The organism is Hymenobacter persicinus, assembly GCF_004167665.1.
Classification (GTDB): Bacteria; Bacteroidota; Bacteroidia; order Cytophagales; family Hymenobacteraceae; genus Hymenobacter; species Hymenobacter persicinus.
This window is the reverse complement of record NZ_SEWE01000009.1, coordinates 103272-124006: the sequence shown is the minus strand read 5'-3', so window position 1 is coordinate 124006 and position 20735 is coordinate 103272. Positions and strand designations below refer to the sequence as shown.

General features: G+C 62.3%; 17 protein-coding genes and 1 tRNA gene. 9 read left to right on the top strand and 9 right to left on the bottom strand.

Annotation, left to right across the window (positions count from 1 at the left end):
* Positions 1 to 192 precede the first annotated feature (192 nt).
* From EWM57_RS06430 to atpD, 3 genes are all read right to left on the bottom strand, one after another.
* Positions 193 to 1314 carry a trans-sulfuration enzyme family protein gene (locus EWM57_RS06430; RefSeq protein ID WP_129920313.1) on the bottom strand — a complete coding sequence of 374 codons (1122 nt, stop codon included), beginning with the start codon at positions 1312 to 1314 and terminating at the stop codon, positions 193 to 195.
* Between the two features lie 140 nt (positions 1315 to 1454).
* Positions 1455 to 1700 (bottom strand): ATP synthase F1 subunit epsilon, encoded by a 246-nt coding sequence (atpC, locus tag EWM57_RS06425; RefSeq protein WP_129920312.1) that lies wholly within the window; start codon positions 1698 to 1700, stop codon positions 1455 to 1457.
* Positions 1701 to 1800: 100 nt separating this feature from the next.
* On the bottom strand, positions 1801 to 3306 hold the full coding sequence (atpD, locus tag EWM57_RS06420) for a F0F1 ATP synthase subunit beta (RefSeq protein ID WP_129920311.1): 1506 nt from the start codon (positions 3304 to 3306) through the stop codon (positions 1801 to 1803).
* A 266-nt stretch (positions 3307 to 3572) separates the two neighbouring features.
* Here atpD and EWM57_RS06415 point away from each other — a divergent pair.
* The 4 genes from EWM57_RS06415 (at position 3573) to pth (ending at position 6141) form a co-directional block, all read left to right on the top strand.
* Positions 3573 to 3645: transfer RNA gene (locus EWM57_RS06415), tRNA-Gln, on the top strand.
* A 101-nt stretch (positions 3646 to 3746) separates the two neighbouring features.
* Entirely contained in the window at positions 3747 to 4676 is a 930-nt protein-coding gene (locus tag EWM57_RS06410) for a ribose-phosphate pyrophosphokinase (protein ID WP_129920310.1), read from the top strand.
* A 141-nt stretch (positions 4677 to 4817) separates the two neighbouring features.
* Complete coding sequence (locus EWM57_RS06405; RefSeq protein ID WP_129920309.1) at positions 4818 to 5390, top strand: 50S ribosomal protein L25/general stress protein Ctc; 573 nt, start codon at positions 4818 to 4820, stop codon at positions 5388 to 5390.
* Between the two features lie 181 nt (positions 5391 to 5571).
* Positions 5572 to 6141, top strand: a complete 570-nt coding sequence (gene pth / locus EWM57_RS06400; RefSeq protein WP_129920308.1) for an aminoacyl-tRNA hydrolase — start codon at positions 5572 to 5574, stop codon at positions 6139 to 6141.
* Between the two features lie 141 nt (positions 6142 to 6282).
* On the opposite strand, the gene metG is transcribed toward pth, so the two are convergent.
* A complete protein-coding gene (gene metG / locus EWM57_RS06395; protein ID WP_129920307.1) occupies positions 6283 to 8325 on the bottom strand; it encodes a methionine--tRNA ligase in 2043 nt (680 codons plus the stop codon).
* A 198-nt stretch (positions 8326 to 8523) separates the two neighbouring features.
* Here metG and EWM57_RS06390 point away from each other — a divergent pair, with 198 nt between their 5' ends.
* The gene (locus EWM57_RS06390; protein ID WP_129920306.1) at positions 8524 to 9141 is read left to right on the top strand and encodes a hypothetical protein; all 618 of its coding nucleotides are present in this window, start codon (positions 8524 to 8526) and stop codon (positions 9139 to 9141) included.
* A 68-nt stretch (positions 9142 to 9209) separates the two neighbouring features.
* On the opposite strand, the gene EWM57_RS06385 is transcribed toward EWM57_RS06390, so the two are convergent.
* From EWM57_RS06385 to msrB, 3 genes are all read right to left on the bottom strand, one after another.
* Positions 9210 to 9542: a hypothetical protein gene (locus EWM57_RS06385; RefSeq protein ID WP_129920305.1), complete on the bottom strand. Its 333-nt coding sequence runs from the start codon at positions 9540 to 9542 to the stop codon at positions 9210 to 9212.
* Between the two features lie 67 nt (positions 9543 to 9609).
* The gene (locus EWM57_RS06380) at positions 9610 to 10410 is read right to left on the bottom strand and encodes a DUF3050 domain-containing protein (RefSeq protein WP_129920304.1); all 801 of its coding nucleotides are present in this window, start codon (positions 10408 to 10410) and stop codon (positions 9610 to 9612) included.
* Positions 10411 to 10566: 156 nt separating this feature from the next.
* Entirely contained in the window at positions 10567 to 11139 is a 573-nt protein-coding gene (gene msrB / locus EWM57_RS06375; protein ID WP_129920303.1) for a peptide-methionine (R)-S-oxide reductase MsrB, read from the bottom strand.
* A gap of 189 nt (positions 11140 to 11328) precedes the next feature.
* Here msrB and typA point away from each other — a divergent pair, with 189 nt between their 5' ends.
* The gene (gene typA, locus EWM57_RS06370; protein ID WP_129920302.1) at positions 11329 to 13137 is read left to right on the top strand and encodes a translational GTPase TypA; all 1809 of its coding nucleotides are present in this window, start codon (positions 11329 to 11331) and stop codon (positions 13135 to 13137) included.
* Positions 13138 to 13251: 114 nt separating this feature from the next.
* Positions 13252 to 14592, top strand: a complete 1341-nt coding sequence (locus tag EWM57_RS06365) for a carboxylesterase family protein (protein ID WP_129920301.1) — start codon at positions 13252 to 13254, stop codon at positions 14590 to 14592.
* On the opposite strand, the gene EWM57_RS06360 is transcribed toward EWM57_RS06365, so the two are convergent.
* Complete coding sequence (locus EWM57_RS06360) at positions 14589 to 14861, bottom strand: acylphosphatase (protein WP_129920300.1); 273 nt, start codon at positions 14859 to 14861, stop codon at positions 14589 to 14591. The genes EWM57_RS06365 and EWM57_RS06360 overlap by 4 nt on opposite strands.
* Before the next feature lie 258 nt (positions 14862 to 15119).
* On the opposite strand from EWM57_RS06360, the gene EWM57_RS06355 reads away from it, so the two are divergent.
* The gene (locus tag EWM57_RS06355; RefSeq protein ID WP_129920299.1) at positions 15120 to 18200 is read left to right on the top strand and encodes a DUF7948 domain-containing protein; all 3081 of its coding nucleotides are present in this window, start codon (positions 15120 to 15122) and stop codon (positions 18198 to 18200) included.
* Between the two features lie 93 nt (positions 18201 to 18293).
* Here the strand turns inward: EWM57_RS06355 and EWM57_RS06350 are convergent, their stop codons facing one another.
* A complete protein-coding gene (locus EWM57_RS06350; protein ID WP_129920298.1) occupies positions 18294 to 19100 on the bottom strand; it encodes a TrmH family RNA methyltransferase in 807 nt (268 codons plus the stop codon).
* Between the two features lie 99 nt (positions 19101 to 19199).
* Between EWM57_RS06350 and EWM57_RS06345 the strand changes: the two genes are divergently transcribed.
* Entirely contained in the window at positions 19200 to 20708 is a 1509-nt protein-coding gene (locus EWM57_RS06345) for a sensor histidine kinase (RefSeq protein WP_129920297.1), read from the top strand.
* Positions 20709 to 20735 lie beyond the last annotated feature (27 nt).

Genomic DNA, 20735 nt, shown 5'->3' with positions numbered 1-20735 from the left:
CAGCAGCCCAGTAGTAATATGCGCCGAGCGGTGCCGAAGGCTCAGGCCCGATAGGAAATCCGGCGCCCTTACTGCACGCCAGATTCAGCACAAACGACCCTTGGCGAGTACATAAAGTTCAGATGGCAGTACATAGAGTACAAAACCTGACGCCGCTAGTACATGAGGTGTTTGATCGGTACATAAAATTATCTAATCCAGCGCTTGAGCGAGGTCGGCCAGCAGGTCCTCTACCGGCTCGATACCTACGCTCAGCCGCACCAGCCCCACGGTGATGCCCAGCGCCTGCTGCTGCTCGGCCGTCAGGGAGCGGTGCGAGGTGCCCAGCGGGTACGACAGCGACGAATCGACGCCGGCCAACGACGGCGCAAAGGGAAAGCGCTGGCTGCGCCGCATAAACGAGTTGACCCCCTCGGCGTCATCAGCCAGCAGAAACGACATCATGCCCCCGAACAGCCCGGCGCCCTGCTCCACGGCCAGCGCGTGTTGGGGGTGGCTTTCCAGACCCGGGTAGTTGACCTGCCGCACGCGGGGGTGCTCGGCCAGAAACTGGGCCACGACCAGCGCATTGTAGCTGTGCTCACGCATGCGCAGGCGCAGGGTTTTGAGGCCCCGTACCGCCAGCCAGCTTTCCATCGGACTCAAGGTAAGCCCGTAGAAGACGCTGATTTGCTTCAGCCGCGCCGCCACTTCCGGGTCGGCAGCCACCACGGCGCCGGCCGTCACGTCGGAGTGCCCGCTGATGTACTTGGTCACGCTGTGCAGGCTAATATCGGCACCCAGCTCCAGTGGCCTGGTAATGACGGGCGAGGCAAACGTGTTGTCTACGACCAGCTTCAGGCCGTGGGCGTGGCACTCGGTGGCCAGGCGGCGCAGATCGGCCACGCGCAGCAGTGGGTTGCTCATGGTTTCGGCCAGCAGCAGGCGCGTAGTGGGCTGCACCAGCGGCTTCAGGTCGTAGAGCTGCTCGAAGGGCACGTAGGCGACCGTGATGCCCATGCGGCTCAGCTCGGCGTTGAGCAAGGCCGAGGAGCCCCCGTAAATATCGGCGGCGCAGAGCACATGGTCACCGGCTTGGCAGTAGGCCAAAATGGCGGCGAAGATGGCGGCCATGCCCGAGCCCGTCACTACGGCTCCCACCCCACCCTCAAGGTGGTTGATTTTTTCGGCCAGCTCGTCGGCGTTGGGGTTGCCATTGCGCGAGTACAGGTAGCGGCTACCGGGTTCGTCAAAATACTGTTCCAGCTCGTTGAGGTCGGCAAATTTGAAGACCGAAGTCTGGTAGATTGGGGTGATTTTGGGAGTAATTTCCATGAATTCGCGGCGGACGGAAGATAGATAACAGCTTCGCAGCTCTGCTCCCGACGGCTGAAAATAGCGTCGGGAGGGTCGGAAGGGAATAAAAAAAGCCTTTCCGGCAAAGGAAAGGCTTTTCTCAGGAAGAAAAATGCAGCTTAGGCCACAACGCCTTCCGCCAGCACAATTACATTGTTGCGGAGCACTTCCACCACGCCACCGGCAATGTGGAAGGCCTCGCGCCCGGCGGCGCTGGTCACGGTAACGTCGCCGGCCTTGAGGGCGCTGATGAGCGGGGCGTGGTTGTTGAGCACCTCAAACAGCCCATCGGTACCCGGAAACTGCGCCGACGTAACCTCGCCCGCAAACACTTGCCGGTCCGGCGTGATGATTTCTAAATGCATGGTTTTTTCAGTTGCCAGTTGCCGGTTGTCAGTTGCCGGTCAGCAGTTTGCTACAACAGAACAAACTGGCAACTGGCAACTGACAACTGGCAACTGATGATTACTTGGCTTCGGCCATCAGCTTGGCACCCTTGGCTACGGCATCCTCGATGGTGCCAACCAGGTTGAAAGCCGACTCGGGCAGGTGGTCGTAGGTACCGTCGATGATGGCGTTGAAGCCCTTGATGGTATCCTTGATGTCAACCAGTACACCGGCCAGACCGGTGAACTGCTCGGCCACGAAGAAGGGCTGCGACAGGAAGCGCTGCACGCGACGGGCGCGGTTTACGACCTGCTTGTCCTCCTCGGAGAGTTCGTCCATACCCAGAATGGCGATGATGTCCTGCAGTTCCTTGTAGCGCTGCAGAATCTCCTTCACGCGCTGAGCGGTGTTGTAATGCTCAGCACCCAGCACCTCAATCGAGAGAATGCGCGAGGTGGAGTCCAGCGGGTCTACGGCGGGGTAAATGCCCAGCTCAGCAATCTTCCGCGACAGTACGGTCGTGGCGTCCAAGTGAGCAAAGGTGTTAGCCGGAGCCGGGTCAGTCAAGTCATCGGCAGGCACATATACGGCCTGTACCGAGGTGATGGAACCGCGCTTGGTCGAGGTAATCCGCTCCTGCATGGCACCCATTTCGGTAGCCAGCGTGGGCTGGTACCCTACGGCCGACGGCATCCGGCCCAGCAGAGCCGATACTTCCGAACCCGCCTGGGTGAAGCGGAAGATGTTGTCGATGAAGAACAGGATGTCGCGGCCGGCACCGGTGCCGTCACCGTCGCGGAAGTTCTCGGCGATGGTCAGACCCGACAAAGCCACGCGGGCCCGGGCTCCTGGAGGCTCGTTCATCTGGCCGAACACCAGCGTCGCCTGGGACTTAGCCAGCTCGGTTTCGTCGACTTTCGACAGATCCCAGCCGCCGGCTTCCATGGAGTGCTTAAACTCGGCGCCGTAGCGGATGATGTCCGACTCGATGAATTCGCGGAGCAGGTCATTGCCTTCGCGGGTACGCTCACCCACGCCAGCAAACACCGACAGACCGGCGTAGGCCTTAGCGATGTTGTTTACCAGCTCCATGATCAGTACGGTCTTGCCTACGCCGGCACCACCGAACAAACCAATCTTACCACCCTTCACATAAGGAGCGAGCAGGTCGATTACTTTGATACCGGTGAACAGGATTTCCGACGACGTGGCCAAGTCCTCGAAGGGCGGGGGCTGGCGGTGAATCGACATGCCACCATCGCTCTTAGGCTGCGGGATGCCGTCGATGGCGTGGCCGATGACGTTGAACAGGCGGCCTTTTACGCCTTCGCCGGTCGGCATCGAGATGGGCGAGCCCATGTCGATAACCTCGGCGCCGCGGGTCAGGCCCTCGGTCGAGTCCATGGCGATGGTGCGCACACGGTCTTCGCCCAGGTGCTGCTGGCACTCCAGAATGACCACTTGGCCATTGTCTTTCGTGACCTTCAGTGCGTCGAGGATGTTGGGAAGCTTGGTGTTTTCACCAGCGAAGCTCACGTCCACAACGGGACCGATTACCTGGGTGATTTTGCCGTTATTCGCCATTGCGGGTCTTTATAGTAAATGGTGCAACGTTTTCAGGGCGCAAAACTACGGCTTAATCCCCGCTTTGCCAAAGCTCCTTCGGCGGAAAGATTTGCCCGCCGCCGCGGGGCGCGTCGCGGGCTGAAAATCAGGCCCTAAACCGCATTTAGAGCCCTTTCCGGGGCCCCGGGCCGAAAATTTCTTTGAAAAATTTTTGCCCAGAAATTTGCCTCCAATAATTCCGGTAGTACATTTGCACACCCAAACGGCACACTGGTTTGGTTTTTTGTCCGATGGTGTAACTGGCAACACGCTTGATTTTGATTCAAGAAAGTCCAGGTTCGAGCCCTGGTCGGACAACTCTCAAGTAACGCGAAAGGCGCTGATTCTTCCTCCCCGGAAGAACCGGCGCCTTTCGCTTTTTTATTGCCTTTTCGTTTCGTCCCCTTCTCCCCATTACCATGTCACAGCGTGTTAAAATCTTTGCGGGAAATGCTTCTCCCGAACTAGGTGCCCAAATTGCCGCCGCTTACGGCCAGCCCCTGGGCGACCTGAGCATTCAGCGCTTTGCCGACACCGAACTCGGGCCCAGCTTCAACGAAAGCGTGCGGGGCTGCGCCGTGTTCCTGATTCAGAGCACCAACCCGCCGGCCGAAAACCTGATGGAGCTCATGCTGATGGTCGACGCCGCCAAGCGCGCCTCGGCCGCCTCCGTAACCGTGGTGATGCCCTACTTCGGCTACGCCCGCCAAGACCGTAAAGACAAGCCCCGCGTCAGCATCGGAGCCAAAGTGGTGGCCGACTTCATTCAGAGCGTGGGCACCGACCGGCTGATGACCTGCGACCTGCACGCGGGCCAGATTCAGGGCTTCTTCGACATTCCCGTCGATCATCTGGACGGGGCCACGGTCACGGCGCCTTATATCAAGTCGCTGAACCTCGACAACCTGATCTTCGCCTCCCCCGACGTGGGCGGCGTGGTCCGCACCCGGGCGTTTGCCAAGAAGTTCGGGGCCGAAATCGTGGTCTGCGACAAGATGCGCCTGCGGGCCAACGAAATTGCGTCCATGCAGGTCATCGGCGACGTGACGGGCATGAACGTGGTGCTCGTGGACGACATTGTGGACACGGCCGGCACGATCTGCAAGGCCGCCGAGTTGCTGATGGAGCGCGGGGCCAAGTCGGTGCGGGCCGTCATTACCCACGGCGTGCTCAGCGGCCCGGCCCACGAGCGGATCCGCAACTCGGCCCTGACCGAGCTGATTATCTGCGACACGATTCCGCTGCGCGAGCAGAACCCCAAGATCAAAGTCATTTCCCTGGCCAACCTCTTCGCCAGCGCCATCCGCAACGTGGTGTCGCACGAGAGCATCAGCTCACTGTTTATCTAGGGCGCGGTGCAGGGTGCGTACGGGGATTATATAGCCGTGCCTTTCTATTCCCAAACTAAGCCCCTATCTTTGCGGCCCGTTTGGGGCTGATTTTCAGCTCGGGCGGAATTCACATCTTCATTTTTCTCAAAACACAAGCTTATGAAAAGCCTCGAGATTGTAGGGTTTAAAAGAGCGAATCTCGGTAAGAAGGATGCCAAAGCGTTGCGTCTTGACTCGTATGTACCGTGCGTATTGTACGGTGGCGCCGAGCAGGTTCACTTCTCGACTCCCGCTATCCTCTTCCGCGAACTGCTGTACACGCCCGAAGCCCACATCGTTGATCTGAACGTGGAAGGCACGCTGTACCGCGCTATCGTGCAGGACGCTCAGTTCCACCCCGTCAACGAAATGCTCCTCCACGTTGACTTCCTCCAGCTGGAAGAAGGCAAAGAAGTGAAGATGGACATTCCCGTGAAGTACGTTGGCGTTTCGCCGGGCGTGCTGGCCGGTGGTAAGCTGGTAAGCAAGCTGCGTAAGGTGAAGGTGAAGGCCATGCCCGAGAACCTGCCCGACTACGTGGAAGTGAACATCTCCGAGCTGGAGCTGGGCAAGTCGATCAAGGTGAACAAAGTGGAGCCTACGAACTACACGATCCTCACCAACGGCGCCGCCCCCATTGCGACCGTAACCATCCCACGTGCCCTGAAAGGCCAGCTGCAGGCCGAGAAATAAGCTCTCGGAGTCGGCCGGAGGATGCGGATTACGCAAATCTGGTGGCCGGCACTGCTGAAGTACGTAGAAAGCCGCCCCACCCGTGGGGCGGCTTTTTTGTGGGCGGATTTGCCGGCGCTCCGCCATCTTTGCCGGCGGATGCTGCCGCCGGCCGCCTTATCCTCTTAAATTCGACTGATCCGTGAGCAAGTTTTTAGTGCTGTGCCTGGGCAACATCGGGCCCGAATACGCCGACACCCGCCACAACGTGGGCTTCATGGTGGGCGACTACCTAGCCCGCAAGCACGACGCGGCCCCCTGGGAGTTGGGCCGGCACGCCTTTACCACCGAAATCCGGGCCAAGGGCAAGACCTACGTGCTGGTCAAGCCCACGACCTATATGAACCTGAGCGGTAAGGCCGCCGCTCACTGGCTGAGCGTGCTCAAGCTGCCCAAGGAAAGCATGCTGGTGGTCACCGACGACCTGGCCCTGCCTTTCGGGAAGCTGCGCCTGAAAGCCAAGGGCTCGGCCGGCGGACAGAATGGCCTCAAGCACATTCAGGAAACCCTGGGCTCGGATGAGTACGCCCGCCTGCGCTTCGGCATCGACTCCAGCTTCTCGAAGGGCCGGCAGGTCGACTACGTGCTCAGCCCCTTCTCCGCTGATGAGAAGATTGAGCTGGAAACCCGCCTCGAAAAGGCCGCCGAGGCCGTGCTGGCTTTCGGGGCACTGGGCGTAGAGCGAGCCATGAACGTGGTGAACGTGAAGTAACGGCAGCAGCGGCAGTCTGCAGACGCGCTTTCATAGCCCGAATAAAAAGCCCCGGCGCATTTCTGCGCCGGGGCTTTTTACATTTTAGAGCATTTGCCTTGCGGCTCAGCTTCGAGTTGCTCGGGAAGGGATTTGCCTGCCCTACGCCACGAAGCTACCGGGCTTTACGGCCTGGCCGGGCTGCATGAGCTGCAAGGTGCCATCGGCGTCTTCGGCCAGCAGCAGCATGCCCTGGCTCTGAATGCCCTTGATTTCCCGGGGCGCCAAATTGAGCAGCACCAGCACCTGTTGGCCGACCAGAGCTTCGGGAATGAAGAACTCGGCAATGCCGCTGACGATGGTTCGTTCATCGAGGCCGGTGTTGACGGTGAGCTTGAGCAGCTTTTTGGTCTTGGCGACTTTCTCGGCGGCTACCACCGTGCCCACGCGCAGATCCATGCTCTGGAACTGCTCGAAGGATACGTCCTCCTTGGCGGGGGCCGTCACGGCGTTGGCCATTTCGTTGGCCTTTTTCGTGTCGAGCAGCTTCTGCACCTGGGCTTCTACGGTGGCATCCTCGATTTTGTCGAACAGCAGCGCGGCGGCCCCGATTTGCTGACCAGCCGTTAGCGCGTCGGCGCGGCCGGCCTGCTGCCAGCTGCCTTTCCCGACGCGCAGCATGGTGCCCAAGGTGGCAGCAGCGGTGGGCAGGAAGGGTTCGAGCAGAGTCACCAAACCCGCGGCCAGCTGCAAAGCGACGTGCAGCACGGTGCCGGTGCGGGCCTCATCGGTTTTGATGAGCTTCCAGGGTTCGGTTTCGGCCAGGTACTTGTTGCCGGCCCGGGTCAGATTCATCAGCTCGTTCAGCGCGTCGCGGAACCGATAGTTTTCAATCAGCTCCCCGATGCGCTGCGGGAACTCGGCCAGCTGGGCCAGTACTTCCCGGTCAATATCCTGCAGCTCAGCCGCGGCGGGCACTTTGCCCTCAAAGAACTTGTGCGTCAGCACCACGGCCCGGTTCACGAAGTTGCCGAGGTTGGCCACCAGCTCGTTGTTGTTGCGGGCCTGGAAGTCTTTCCAGGTGAAATCATTGTCCTTGTTTTCGGGGGCGTTGGCGCAGAGCACGTAGCGCAGCACGTCGGCCTTGCCGGGGAAGTCCTGCAGGTACTCGTGCAGCCACACGGCCCAGTTGCGCGAGGTGCTGATTTTGTCGCCTTCCAGGTTCAGGAACTCGTTGGCGGGTACGTTGTCGGGCAGGATGTAGTCGCCGTGGGCCTTGAGCATCGCCGGGAAGATGATGCAGTGGAACACGATGTTGTCCTTGCCGATGAAGTGCACGAGCTTGGTGCCGGCATCTTTCCAGTAGGTTTCCCAGGTGTCGGGCAGCAACTCCTTGGTGGCCGAAATGTAGCCGATGGGCGCGTCGAACCACACGTAGAGCACCTTGCCCTCGGCGCCCTCTACCGGCACGGGCACGCCCCAGTCCAAATCGCGCGTGACGGCGCGGGGGTGCAGGCCCTGGTCAATCCACGATTTGCACTGCCCGTAGACGTTGGCTTTCCAGTCGGCTTTGTGGCCTTCCACAATCCACTCGCGCAGCCAGGGCTCGTACTGATCCAAAGGCAAATACCAGTGCTTGGTTTCGCGCAGCACGGGCTGGTTGCCGCTGAGCATGGAGTGCGGATTAATCAGCTCGGTGGGGCTGAGCGAGGAGCCGCACCGCTCGCATTGGTCGCCGTAGGCGTTTTCGTTGCCGCAGTTCGGGCAGGTACCCACGATGTAGCGGTCGGCCAGAAACTGGTCGGCCTTCTCGTCGTAGTACTGCTGGGAGGTCTGCTCAATGAACTTGCCCTCCTCGTAGAGCTTGCGAAAAAAGCCGCTGGCGACTTCCGCGTGGGTTTTCGACGAGGTGCGAGAATAGATGTCGAACGAGATGCCGAAGTCCTGGAAGGAGTCCCGGATGATGGCGTTGTACTTGTCGACGACCTGCTGGGGGGTGACGCCCTCCTTCTGGGCCCGGATGGTAATGGGCACGCCGTGCTCGTCGGAACCGCAGATAAACTTGACGTCGCGGCCCGCGGCCCGCAGGTAGCGCACGTAGATGTCGGCGGGCAAATACACGCCGGCCAGGTGGCCGATGTGCACCGGGCCGTTGGCATAAGGCAGGGCCGCCGTGACGGTATAGCGTTGAGGATCAGCTTGCATGAGAGAAGGTAAAAGTCCGGGGGCGGGAGCCGAGGGGCAGCCATCCGGCGCGTGAAATCAGGAACTGAGGCGCAAAGAAACGAGGAAAAGCAGGAACGGCTCGGTCGGAACCCGGCGCATTAAAAAAAACCGTTTGGCTTATATTTGAGTACAAGCTCCACCACACTTCCCGACTTCACCCTTCCCCTCTCCCGTCCTATGAAAAAGTCTGCTTCGGCGCCTTCCGAGAAAAAGGCCAAGAAAGATCCGGCTGAGAAAGCGCAGCGCAAGGCCGCCAAAGCCGCTGCCAAAAGCCCAGATACCGTGAAAGCGGTGAAGTCCGGTAAGAAAGCCGACCAGAAAAAGTCGTTGAAGCTGGCCGCCAAGCAGCTGCAGAAAGAGCTGGACGGCCGCATTTCCGAAGTCGTCAAGCGCATCCGCAAGGAAACGAAAGACAAGCTCCGGGAAGTGGTGAAAGACGCCACCCGCCGCCTCGACCAAGACACCCAGCAGCTGTTTGAGCAGGCCCTGCACACGATAGTGCGGACCAACGAAACCGGCACTCCCGCCGCCTCCGACAGCATTTCAGCATTGCCCAGCCCGGCCGTAGCCCCAGCCCGCAGCCGTCCTTCCCGGGCCGCTCAGCCCGCGGCAGCCGCTGCTGGAACTGCCACCCGCAAGCCGGTTGCCCGTCCTGCCGCCGTTTCCGCGCCGGCGCCCAGCCGTAGCCGGACGGCCCGCCCGTCGGCCGCGGCTGCCGTCAAGCGCAGCCCCAAGCCTCAGACGCCGGCCTCACCAGCCGCCGACAATACCGCTACGGCTGCCGATGTCAGCTAGACCATAAAGCAACGCTGCTGCCCTTGCCGGCCCGCTCCTCGTGTTCTGAGGGGCGGGCCGGCCTTTGTTCAGGGGCGCCGCAGCGTGTCCGTGGGAGCGTCGTTAAGGCGGCGCAGGCGGGTTTCGGGCGTGGTGTTGTTGGGGTCGTTGGTATTCACGGTTTCCACCCGCTTGCGGGCGTTGGTGCCGCTGGCCTGCTCGCCCAGATTCACCCGGCCCGGCGTAGCGTCGGGCACCGAGCCCCCGTAGCCGGCATTGCTGTTGTAGACGGCCTGCCGGTCGGCGTCGGAGCGAATGGTGGTAGGCACCGGGGCGCGGTCCACTTCGCCAGCACTTTCCTGGGTGGCCGTGCAGGCGCCCAGCAGCAAGGCCAAGCCGGTATAAATCGGGGAGAATTTCATGGTGCAGGAGGCTAACGCAGCCCCGCTGTGGGACTACGTTAACCTAACGCACATTGAGCACCGGAAGTTAAGCGCCCCGCTCCACCGGCGTGCTGAGCGTCTGCCGAATACCGTTCCAGAGGGCCACCCGGGCCTGCATGCAGCGGTTGGCCACGTCGCGGCAGTCGTCCCAGCGCTGGGCGTCGGAGCCGCACAGCTCGCGCACCATCTGCTCAGCCAGGGGCGTGTGCACCTCTTCGTCGAGCTGAATGTGCCGGTCGAGGTAGTAGATAAACGTGTCGAGCTGGCCGGGAAAACGCTGGCTCAGGTCGGCAATGAGGTGGCGAAACATGTCGGGAATCACGTCTTCGCGGCCGAAGGTGAAGGCGGCAGCCACGGCGTGGGGGTTGCCCGAGTTGATAACGTGAAAGGTGCTGAGCACGAACTGCTGCACGGCGTAGGGCGCGTCGGCCAGCAGCAGGGCCTGCTCCACCGACTCGCCCACCGACAGCGCGTCGAGCAGGCGGCGGATAGGCTGGGTGTCGGCCCCGCACTCTTCCATGGCCCGCAGATACATCTCAAAATGGCTGGCCGGCTGCCCGTGCTGGTCCACGTCGGTTTCTTCTTCGAGCACGATTTCGTTGATCAGACGGCGAGTGGCCGGGTTGCCCCGCGGCACCCAGGGCACGGTCACGCAGGTCAGGTCGCGCTGCAGGCACTTGAGCAAGGACATAAAGTCCCAGACAGCAAACACGTGGTGCTCCATAAACTGGCGCAGATCTTCCAGGGTGTGCAGGCCCTGGTACACGCTGTGCGACACGAGCTGGGCCCGGGCCGGGGCCAGCTGTTCGTGCAAGGTCTGGATGTGGTCGGTGGTGGTAGTAGACATGGCGCGCGGCGGACCGGAATCCGCAGTTGATGACAAGGATAACGCCCAAGACGGGTCGGGCGCCGCTGCAAAGTTCGGGCTATATTTTTTCGGCCACAAAAAAGGCCGGCGGGCAACTGCTGCCGGCCGACCTTTCTGCGTGGTGCCGGGCGCGGGCTATTTCTTCTCGAACAGCATGGCGTTGCCATCCATGCAGTAGCGCAGGCCGGTGGGCTTGGGGCCGTCGTTGAAGACGTGGCCGAGGTGGCCGCCGCACTTGGCACACACAATTTCGTCGCGGCTCATGCCCAGGGAATTGTCGGCCGTCACTTTCAGGCTGGCGTTGGTGGCCGGGGCCCAGAAGCTCGGCCAGCCCGTGCCCGACTCAAACTTGGTTTCCGAGGAAAACAGCAGGTTGTGGTCGGCGGCGCAGTAGTAGTTGCCCTTGGCGTGGTTGTCGTGGTACTTGCCGGTGAAGGCCCGCTCGGTGCCCTGCTGGCGCAGAATGTAGTACTGATCGGGAGTGAGCAGCTTTTTCCACTCGGCGTCGGTTTTGCGGATCGGAAACTCGTCGGGCTTGCCGGTCACGACCTGGGGCTTGGGGTAGGCCTTGGCGGCGGCGCTGGGACCGGTGACGGGTCGGGGCGAGTCGGAAAGGTCCATCTTGGCGTCGCGGCTGCTCTTTTTCTGGGAGCAGGCCGAGTTGAGCGTGAGGGCCGAAAACAGGAGAATCAACAGGGAGGAACGCATACAAGGGAAGGGAGTTAGACGAAATTCGGCCGCCGGCAAAGTGGCCGGCGTCGACAGGGAAACATACGCGGCCGGCCCACAGTTCGGTTCGGCTTGGCTCCTGGGTTTCAGCCTCAGGAAGTTAACATTTTAAGTCCCTGAGTTTTTGCGCTAAACATTCCGTACCTTTGCGCCCGGAAAACCCTTTGTATGCAGAACATCCGGAATATCGCAATCATTGCGCACGTTGACCACGGCAAGACCACGCTCGTGGACAAAATCATTCACGCCTCGAAGCTATTCGACGAGCACCAGCAGTTCGACGACCTGATCCTCGACAACAACGACCTGGAGCGCGAGCGGGGCATCACCATCGTTTCCAAGAACGTGTCCGTCCGCTACAAGGACGTTAAAATCAACATCATCGACACCCCCGGTCACGCCGACTTCGGCGGTGAGGTGGAGCGCGTGCTCAAGATGGCCGACGGCGTGCTGCTGCTCGTCGACGCCTTCGAAGGCGCCATGCCCCAGACCCGTTTCGTGCTGGGCAAAGCCATCGACCTGGGCCTGAAGCCGATTGTGGTGGTCAACAAAGTCGACAAGGAAAACTGCCGCCCCGACGAGGTGCACGAGCAGGTATTCGACCTCATGTTCAACCTGGGCGCCAACGAAGACCAGCTGGATTTCGTGACCCTGTACGGCTCTTCGAAGCAGGGCTGGATGAGCACCGACTGGAAAACCAAAACCGACAGCATCATTCCGCTGCTCGACGCCGTGGTGGCCTCCATTCCGCCGGCTCCGACTCTGGAAGGCACCCCGCAGATGCAGGTGACCTCGCTCGACTACTCCTCGTTCGTGGGTCGTATCGCCATTGGCCGCGTGCACCGCGGTACGCTGCGCGAAGGCGCCAACATGAGCCTGGTGAAGCGCGACGGCACCATCAAGAAAGTGAAGATCAAGGAGCTGCAGGTGTTTGAAGGCCTCGGCCGCACGAAAGTAGCCGAGGTGAGCTCGGGCGAAATCTGCGCCGTGACCGGCATCGAAGGCTTCGACATCGGCGACACCCTCGCCGACGCCGAAAACCCCGAAGGGCTGACCACCATCAGCATCGACGAGCCGACGATGAACATGCTGTTCACCATCAACAACTCGCCCTTCTTCGGCAAGGAAGGCAAGTTCGTGACCTCGCGCCACCTGCGGGACCGGCTGTTCAAGGAAACCGAGAAAAACCTGGCCCTGCGCGTGAAGGAAACCGACCGCGAAGACACCTTCCTGGTGTACGGCCGCGGCATTCTGCACTTGTCGGTGCTCATCGAGACCATGCGTCGCGAAGGCTTCGAGCTGCAGGTAGGCCAGCCCCAGGTACTGTTCCGCGAGGACGAAAACGGCAACCGCACCGAGCCCATCGAACACCTCGTGGTGGACGTGCCGGAGGAAACCGCCGGTAAGGTTATCGAGCTGGTGACCATGCGCAAGGGCGAGCTGACCATCATGGAGCCCAAGGGCGACCTGCAGCACCTGGAGTTCAACATTCCGGCCCGCGGCCTGATCGGTCTGCGCAACAACGTGCTGACCGCCACCGCTGGTGAGGCCATCATGAACCACCGCTTTGCTGCCTACGAGCCCTACAAAGGCGTAATTCCCGGCCGTATTGCTGGTTCGCTGATTTCGATGGACACCGGTGCCGGCACCGCGTACACCATCGACAAGATGCAGGACCGCGGCGAGTTCTTCGTTGATCCGGGCGAAGAAGTGTACGCTGGCCAGGTTATCGGCGAGCACACCCGCCCCAACGATCTGACCATCAACATCCAGAAAGGCAAGAAGCTCACCAACATGCGTGCTTCCGGCTCCGACGACAACGCCAAGATTATCCCGAAGCGTCAGTTCTCGCTGGAAGAAGCCATGGAATACATCCAGAAGGATGAGTACCTGGAGGTAACGCCGAAGTCGATGCGGATGCGCAAAATCCTGCTCGACGAAAACGAGCGTCTGCGCTCGGCCAAGAAGGTTGACTAGATTATAGTCTATTCAGTTGCAAAAAGGGGCCGCCATGCGCGGCCCCTTTTTTTGTCCCGGGCCCTGCCGTTTTTCTCCGCGGCAGCTCGGGGAGTAATTCGTATCTAATCCGCCATGTCCGCAGCTTCTGCTCCCCAGTTTCACGCCCCGGCGGGCACCATTATCGGCTGGACCGACGGCCCCGTGGTACGAGCTACCGGCATTCGGTACGCCCGGGCCGCCCGGTTTCAGCCCCCGGTAGCCGAACCCGCCGCCGTTGAGCCAATTCTGGCCACGGCGGCGGCGCCGGCCTGCCCGCAGGTGGCCGACCCGCGCCTGGCCGTGGCCTTTGGTGACTTCTACGCCGATGCCACCTTCGACGAGGACTGCCTGCGCCTGTCCGTAACCCGCCCCGCCGACTTCCGCCCCGGCGAAACCCTGCCCGTGCTGGTGTGGGTGCACGGGGGCTCCTACGTGACGGGGGCCGGCGACGTGCCCCTATACGACCCCGCCGCCCTGGTGCAGGAGCAGCGGGTAGTCTTCGTGGCTGTGACTTACCGGCTTGGGCTGCTGGGCTTTCTGGGTGGCCCTGGCGGCAGCCCGCCCAACCTGGGTCTGCTCGACTTGCGGGAAGCCCTACGCTGGGTGCAGCGCAACAGCGCAGCCTTCGGGGGCAACCCGGCCCTGGTCACCCTGCTGGGCCATTCCTCCGGGGCCGACGCCATTGCCCACCTCATGGTGGCCGAAGGCACGGCAGGCTTGTTCCGGCGCGTTATCCTGCACAGCGCCCCGCTGGGGCTGGCGCCCAACCGCGGGGCCATGACCCAAGCTATGCGGGCCGCCGTCGGCGACGTGGAGCCCGCGGCGGACGTGGCGCAGGTGCTGGCCCGGGAAGAGTCCGTTAACCAGGCCGTACGCCGGTTTGGGCTGAAAAGCGGCATGCCCTTCGGCACCCAGTACGGCGCCTACCCCTTGCCAGCCGAAGCAGATGTGGAGCAAGCCTGGCGGGCCGTGGCCCCGGCCGTCGATGTGCTGGTAGGGGCCACGGCCGAGGAAACCCGGTTCTTCGCCTTCATCGACCCGCGCCTGGCCTGGATTGAGCGCGTGCCAGTGGTGGGCGGGCTGCTGACGCGGGCCTTGGTGCGCATCACCTCCAACCGGATTTACCTCAAGCCGGCCCGAACGTTTGCCCGGCGGCAGTCCGAAGCCGGCGGACGCGCTTACCGCTTCGAGGTGCTGTTCAGCCCGGCGGGGCCGGCCCTGGGCGCGGCCCACACCGTCGATTTGCCCCTACTGCTGGGCACTCGCGCGGGCTGGGCGGCCACGGCGTTGCTCGGAGCCTCGTCCTGGGAGAGAGTAGACGCTGCCGGCCGGCAGGTGCGCCAGCTCTGGACCGACTTTGCCCGTACCGGCGTGCTGCCCGCCGCGGTGGATATTCCGGGAGTGCTGCGCCTGCGACAGGAACCCGCCGCCTAGCGCCGAACTTCGAACGTGGCGTACTGCTGCACTGGCCCCGGCTCCACTTCCACTTTGTCGACCCGGGCGGCCGGGGGTCCCTGGCGGCACCAGGCTTCGAGTTGGTCGAGGGCGGCGGCCGGGCCCTCGGCTTCAATGGTCACGGTGTCGTCGGCATTGTTGCGGGCATAGCCGGTGAGGCCCAATTGCTGGGCCTGCTGCCGGGTGCTCTGACGGAAGAAGACGCCCTGAACGCGGCCGTGAATGCGGAAGGTGCGGTGCTGAGTCATGGAGGGAAAGTAAGGGTAGTTTGGAGCGGTCTTACGGCGCCGGGCCCGCGGGGGTAGAGACGGGTTGCGGGGATGCCGAAGTGCTGCACAGTGATGCAACCAATTGCTCCCCGGCCTGCTCAGCAATTAGATTGCTGGCCTCTAGAATACTTGCCCAGGATTGGCCAACTTTGTCAGCGTTCAAGAATGCCCACTTTACACTATTAGCGGCACTGTTGAACGTCTTTTTATCGACTTCCCCACCTTTATCTTTTTGCTATGAGGCTACTGCTTACCCTCAGTTTACTGCTTTCCGCGCTGCTGGCCACGGCCGGCCCGGGCCCCGCTTTCAGCTTTGCTCCCAACCAGCGCCAGTGGCCCGCGCAGGTGCGCTACAGCACTACTATTCCGGGTGGGCGGCTGTTTTTCGAAAACTCCCGCTTCACCTACTCCATCGTGGAGGGCAGCCCTGAGCCGCACGCCGCTCCCGCCAAGCCCCAGCCCCGCAAGGGCCACGCCTTCCGCATGCAGCTCGTGGGGTCTCAGACCACCCCCGTTATCAGCGGGGAAGCCCCGAGCGAAACTTACCAAAACTACTTTCTGGGCAATGACCCGCAGCAGTGGGCCAGCCACGTCCCCGAATTCGGGCAGCTGCGCTACCGCCAGGTGTACGCCGGCATCGACATGCTCTGGCATTCGGAAGCCGACCAGCTCGAGTACGACTTCGAAGTGGCCCCCGGCGCCGACCCGGGCGCCATCCGCATGCGCTACGAGGGCCTCGACCAGCTCACCCTCTACAACGGGCAGCTTCAGCTCCACACCAGCCTCGGCATACAAACTGAGCAGGCCCCGGTGGCCTACCAGTTGGGCCCCAACGGGCAGCGGGAGCTGGTGGCCTGCCGCTTCCGCCTCCGCGGCCAGGAAGTGAGCTTCGAGCTGACCGGCACCTACGACCACCAGCGCCCCCTCATCATCGACCCGACGCTGATTTTCTGCACGTATTCCGGCACCACCGGGGGCTTATCGGCCAACTGCACGGCCTCGGATGCGGCCGGCAACGTCTACTCCGCCGGCCTCGTAATTGGCACCCCCTACCCCGTCACGGTCGGGGCTTTCCAGGTGAACGGGCAGGTAGGCAACATGGGCATTTCCAAGTTCAGCCCCGACGGCCGCACGCTGCTCTACTCCACCTACCTGGGCGGCTTCGGCAGCGGCGGGCCCAGCGGCTACAGCGAGTATCCGCTGAAGCTGCTCGTGAATGCCGCCGGCGAACTCCACATTGTGGGAATAACCAGCGCCAACAACTACCCGGTGACGGCCAGCGCCTACCAGCGTCAGCTGCGCGGGTCGCAGGATTTGTGCATCACCCACTTTTCGGCCTCCGGCACCAGCCTGCTGGGCTCCACTTACCTGGGCGGCAGCGCCCAAGAAGCCGGCAGTCTGTCGAGCATTCCCGCGGCCCTGACCCTGGACGCCGCCGGCAACATTCTCGTTGGCAGTACCACCACCTCCCGCGACTACCCCATTCTGGCGGGCCTGCAAACCGTGGCGCCCTCCCTGAGCGGCTTCACCACCGACGGCTTCGTCAGCAAACTCAACTCGAGCTTGTCGACCATGATCTGGTCGACGTACCTGGGTGGCGGCAGCAACGACCAGGTGCACGACATTCGGGTGGCGGCCAACGGCACGCTCTACGTGTGCGGGCAAACCGAAAGCAACAATTTTCCCACCACGGCCACGGCCCTGAACCGGCTGCAACCCGGCGGCATCGACGGGTACGTGACCAACCTGAGCGCCACCGGCAACACCCTACTGGCCTCCACCTACCTAGGCACCAACAATATTGAGTCGGCCCGCTTCCTGGACTTTGATTCGCAGGGACGAGTATGCGTAGCTGGTGAAACCCTGGGTTCCTACCCCGTCAGCACCGGCGCCTTTTCCTTCAGCGGCAATTTCAACAGTCAGTCGGTATTTATCCACTGCCTGAACCAGACGTTGAGCGCCACGGCCTACTCCACCCGCATTGCAACCAGCAACAACAACAGCTTCGGCGGCCCCGTTTCCGGCGTTACGGCCTTCGGCATGACCGACTGCGACCAGATCATGTTCAGCGCCTACGCCAGCCAGGGTATCAATCAGCCTACTACCAGCGATGCCTTCAGCCGCTCGTTTCGCAGCATCTACCTCTGCTCGTTGAATCCCAGCGCCCAGAGCATGTCGTACGGGTCATTCTTTGGCAGCCTCAACGACTTCTCCACGCACCTGCACCCCGCGGCCTCCAGCCAGATTACCCGGTCCGGCATTCTGACTCACATTGAGTGCACCACGGCTTCCGACTACCCTACTTCCCCCGGCGTAGTGGCCCCCATCAAGCGCACGTTCAGCAACGACGGGGCCATCTTCAAGTTTAGCGTCAACGGGGCGCTGATATCCGACTTCAAGGCGGCGGTAGCCCCAGTACCAGCGGCCTGCGCGCCCTATCAGGTGCAGTTCACCAACACCAGCGTGGGTGCCAAAACCTACTCCTGGAATTTTGGCGACGGCAGCGCCCTCGACACGGCCCGCTCCCCCAGCCACGTGTTTGCCAACGCCGGCACCTACCAGGTGCAGCTCATTGCCCGGCGCGTGCTGACGGGCTGCGGCCGCACCGCCGATACTACCCGCACCACGGTGACGGTAAAGCGCGTGCCGGCCGACGAGCACCGCACGCTGTCGTTGAACTGCAACGCGAACCTGACGCTGGACGCGGGGGTGGAAGCGGCGGCCTACGAGTGGTCGACGGGCGAAAAGACGCGCACCATCCTGCGCGTCAACCAGCCCGGGCACTACATCGTGCGCATTCTGGATCCCGCCAGCTGCCCGTACCAGATTGATTTCGAGGTGGTGCAGGGCGGAAATCCCCCGACCAGCAGCCAGCAGACGATACCACTGAACTGCAACAGCGAGCTAATCCTGGACGCGGGCACCGCCGCCACTTCCTACCAGTGGTCGACGGGCGAAAAAACCCGTACCCTTCAGCACGTCAAAAAAACCGGGCACTATATCGTCCGCATCGTTGACCTGTCGGGGTGCTCCTACCAAATCGATTTTGAGGTGGTAGGCAGCCTGGAGAAGCTGGAGCTGCCCAACGTTATTACCCCCAACAATGACACGTTCAACGATGCCTTCCGCCTGCCGGGCACGCTGGCCGGCAGCAAGCTGAAAGTGTTCAACCGCTGGGGAAGAATGGTCTACCAGAGCGGCGCCTACGCCAACGACTGGCAGGGCGAAGGGCTGCCCATGGGCGTTTACTACTACGAAGTCAGCCCGCCCTCCGACTGCGGGGGCGTGCTCAAAGGTTGGGTGGAAATAGCCCGTTAGCGGCTCCCTTCCCGTAGGCTGCTTAACCCAACGGCCCCCTGTTCTTCCCAGAGCAGGGGGCCGTTGGGTTAAGCAGCAGTCCTTTGAGCCGGCTTAGCTGCGCTGGCGCACGGCTTCGAAGGTCAGGATGGCCGTAGCGGTGCTCACGTTGAGCGAGTCGATGTAGCCGCCCATCGGGATGATGATGGTCTGGTCGCAGGCGTGCATAAGCTCCGGGGTCAGGCCGTCGGCTTCGGTGCCCATCACGAAGGCCGTAGGACCGCGAAAGTCGAACTCGGTGTAGGGCCGGGCGTGGTCGGTGAGGGCGGCCGCGTAGGTGCGGATGCCGCGCTGGGCGCACCATTCCAGCAGCTCGGCGCGGGTGGTAGCCACGGTGGGTACCGTGAAGATGCAGCCGATGCTGGAGCGGATGGCGTTGGGATTGTAGAGGTCGGTGCGCGGGTCACAGATGATGACGGCGTCGGCCTGGGCCGCGTCGGCGGTGCGCAGGATGGCGCCCAAGTTGCCGGGCTTCTCTACCGCCTCCAGCACCAGCAGCAGCGGGTTGCGGGGCAGCTCCAGGTCGGTGAGGGTGCGGCGTGGGGGCCGGGCCAGGGCCAGCACGCCGTCGGAGCCTTCCCGGTACGCTACTTTCTCGAACACGGCCCGGGACACCGAAAACCACTCTGTAAGCTGCCCAAACCGGCTTTCCAGCTCCCGCATTTTGGTTTCGCCGGCCAGCTCGGGGCACACAAACAACGCCTGCACCGCCACGCCCGCCTGGTGGGCAATGGTCAGCTCCCGGTGCCCCTCGATGATGGTCAGGTCCTGAGCGCGCCGCTCGGCGGGCTTCTGCTGGAGCCGAAGCAGGTTCTTGATGCGCGGATTCTGGGGGCTGGTGATAAGGTCGGCGGCGGGCATGGCGGAAAGCGGCGGGTGAAAGGACGAAGATAGGGCCTAACTTACCGGCTCAGCTTACGTTGGGAGCCTGACGGCCCCTGTTTTTCCACTTCGCTGCCTATGCGCCTCAAGCTTAATACCAAAATTATCCTCGGCTTCGGCATTGCCCTTACCATGCTGCTGGCCACGTCCCTGACTGCTTACTACAGCATTCAGAAGCTGGCTTTCTACACTCGCATGGTGGAGCACACCTACGAAACCCTGCGCGCTTCCAGCCAGATCAGCCAGCACACCCGCGACGGGCAGATGTACGTGCGCAGCTACCTGCTGCTCAACGATACCACTTACCAGAGCATGTACCAACGGTCGGTGCGCGACGGCCAGCTGGCTGCCGCCCAGCTCGAACGCCTGACGGCCGACAACGGCCCCCAACAGCTGCGCCTCGATACCCTGAACCGGCTGGTGCGGGAGGAGCGCCAGTTGCTGGGCACCTGGCTGCAGCGCCCGCCCAGCCCCACCGCCGCCCGCGACCTGGTGCAGGCCGACCGGGGCCGCATTGAGGTGCTGCGCCGGCTGATCGGGCGCATCACCCGGGAAGAGACTATGCTGCTCCAGCAGCGCAACCAAGGCCAGGCTTTCTACGCCTCGGTGGCGCCCATTGCCATTGTGGTGTCGGCCATTTTGGCCATTATCATCGTGCTGTGGCTGTTTTTCAAGATTTCGCGCGAGCTCACGGCCAATGAGCAGCTGCAGCAGGAACTCACGCTCACCAACCAGGACACCGCCCGCCGCATCGAAATCGTGGAGCACCTCGCCGCCCAGGTTCTCGACGGCGACTACACGGTCAAAATCAAGGACAAGGAAAAGGACAGCCTGGGCAATTTGGCTAACCTGCTCAACCGCATGACCCAGCGGCTCGACGAAAGCTTCGGGGCCCTCGAAAACCGCAATAAGGAGCTGGATCAATTTGCCTACGTGGCTTCCCACGACTTGAAGGCCCCGTTGCGGGGCGTGACGACCATCGTGAAATGGATTGAGGACGAGCTGGCCACCGAGCTCAGTCCGCAGATGCATCAGTACTTGGACATGATGAAGGGCCGGCTGGCGCGCCTGGAAGACCTCATCAACGGCCTGCTGGCCTACGCCCGCATCGGGCGCACCGAGCAGAAAACGGAGGAAGTAGATGTGCGCCAGCTCGTGAGCGAAGTCACGGATCTGGTGGTACCGCCCGATTTCAAAGTAGAGCTTCCCGACTCGCTGCCCACGTTTTTCACCGACCGGCTCAGCCTCCAGCAGGTGTTTACCAACCTGTTCAGCAACGCCGTCAAGTACCACCACCGGGGCGCGGGCACCATCACGGTCCGTTGCCAGGAAAACCGCAAAGACTACGAATTTACCGTCGCCGACGACGGCCCGGGCATTGCGCCGGCTTACCACGAGAAGATCTTTTTGATGTTTCAGACCCTGCGCGACCGAAATACGGCCGAAAGCACCGGCATCGGGCTGAGCATCGTCAAGAAAATCATTGATGAGCAGAAGGGTACGATGCGCGTCAGTTCGGCGGAAGGCCAGGGCGCGGCCTTTATTTTTACCTGGCCCAAGCAGCCGGTTACCGGCAAAATGGCGTAATTCCCGATTCCGGCCCGCTTTGTGTAA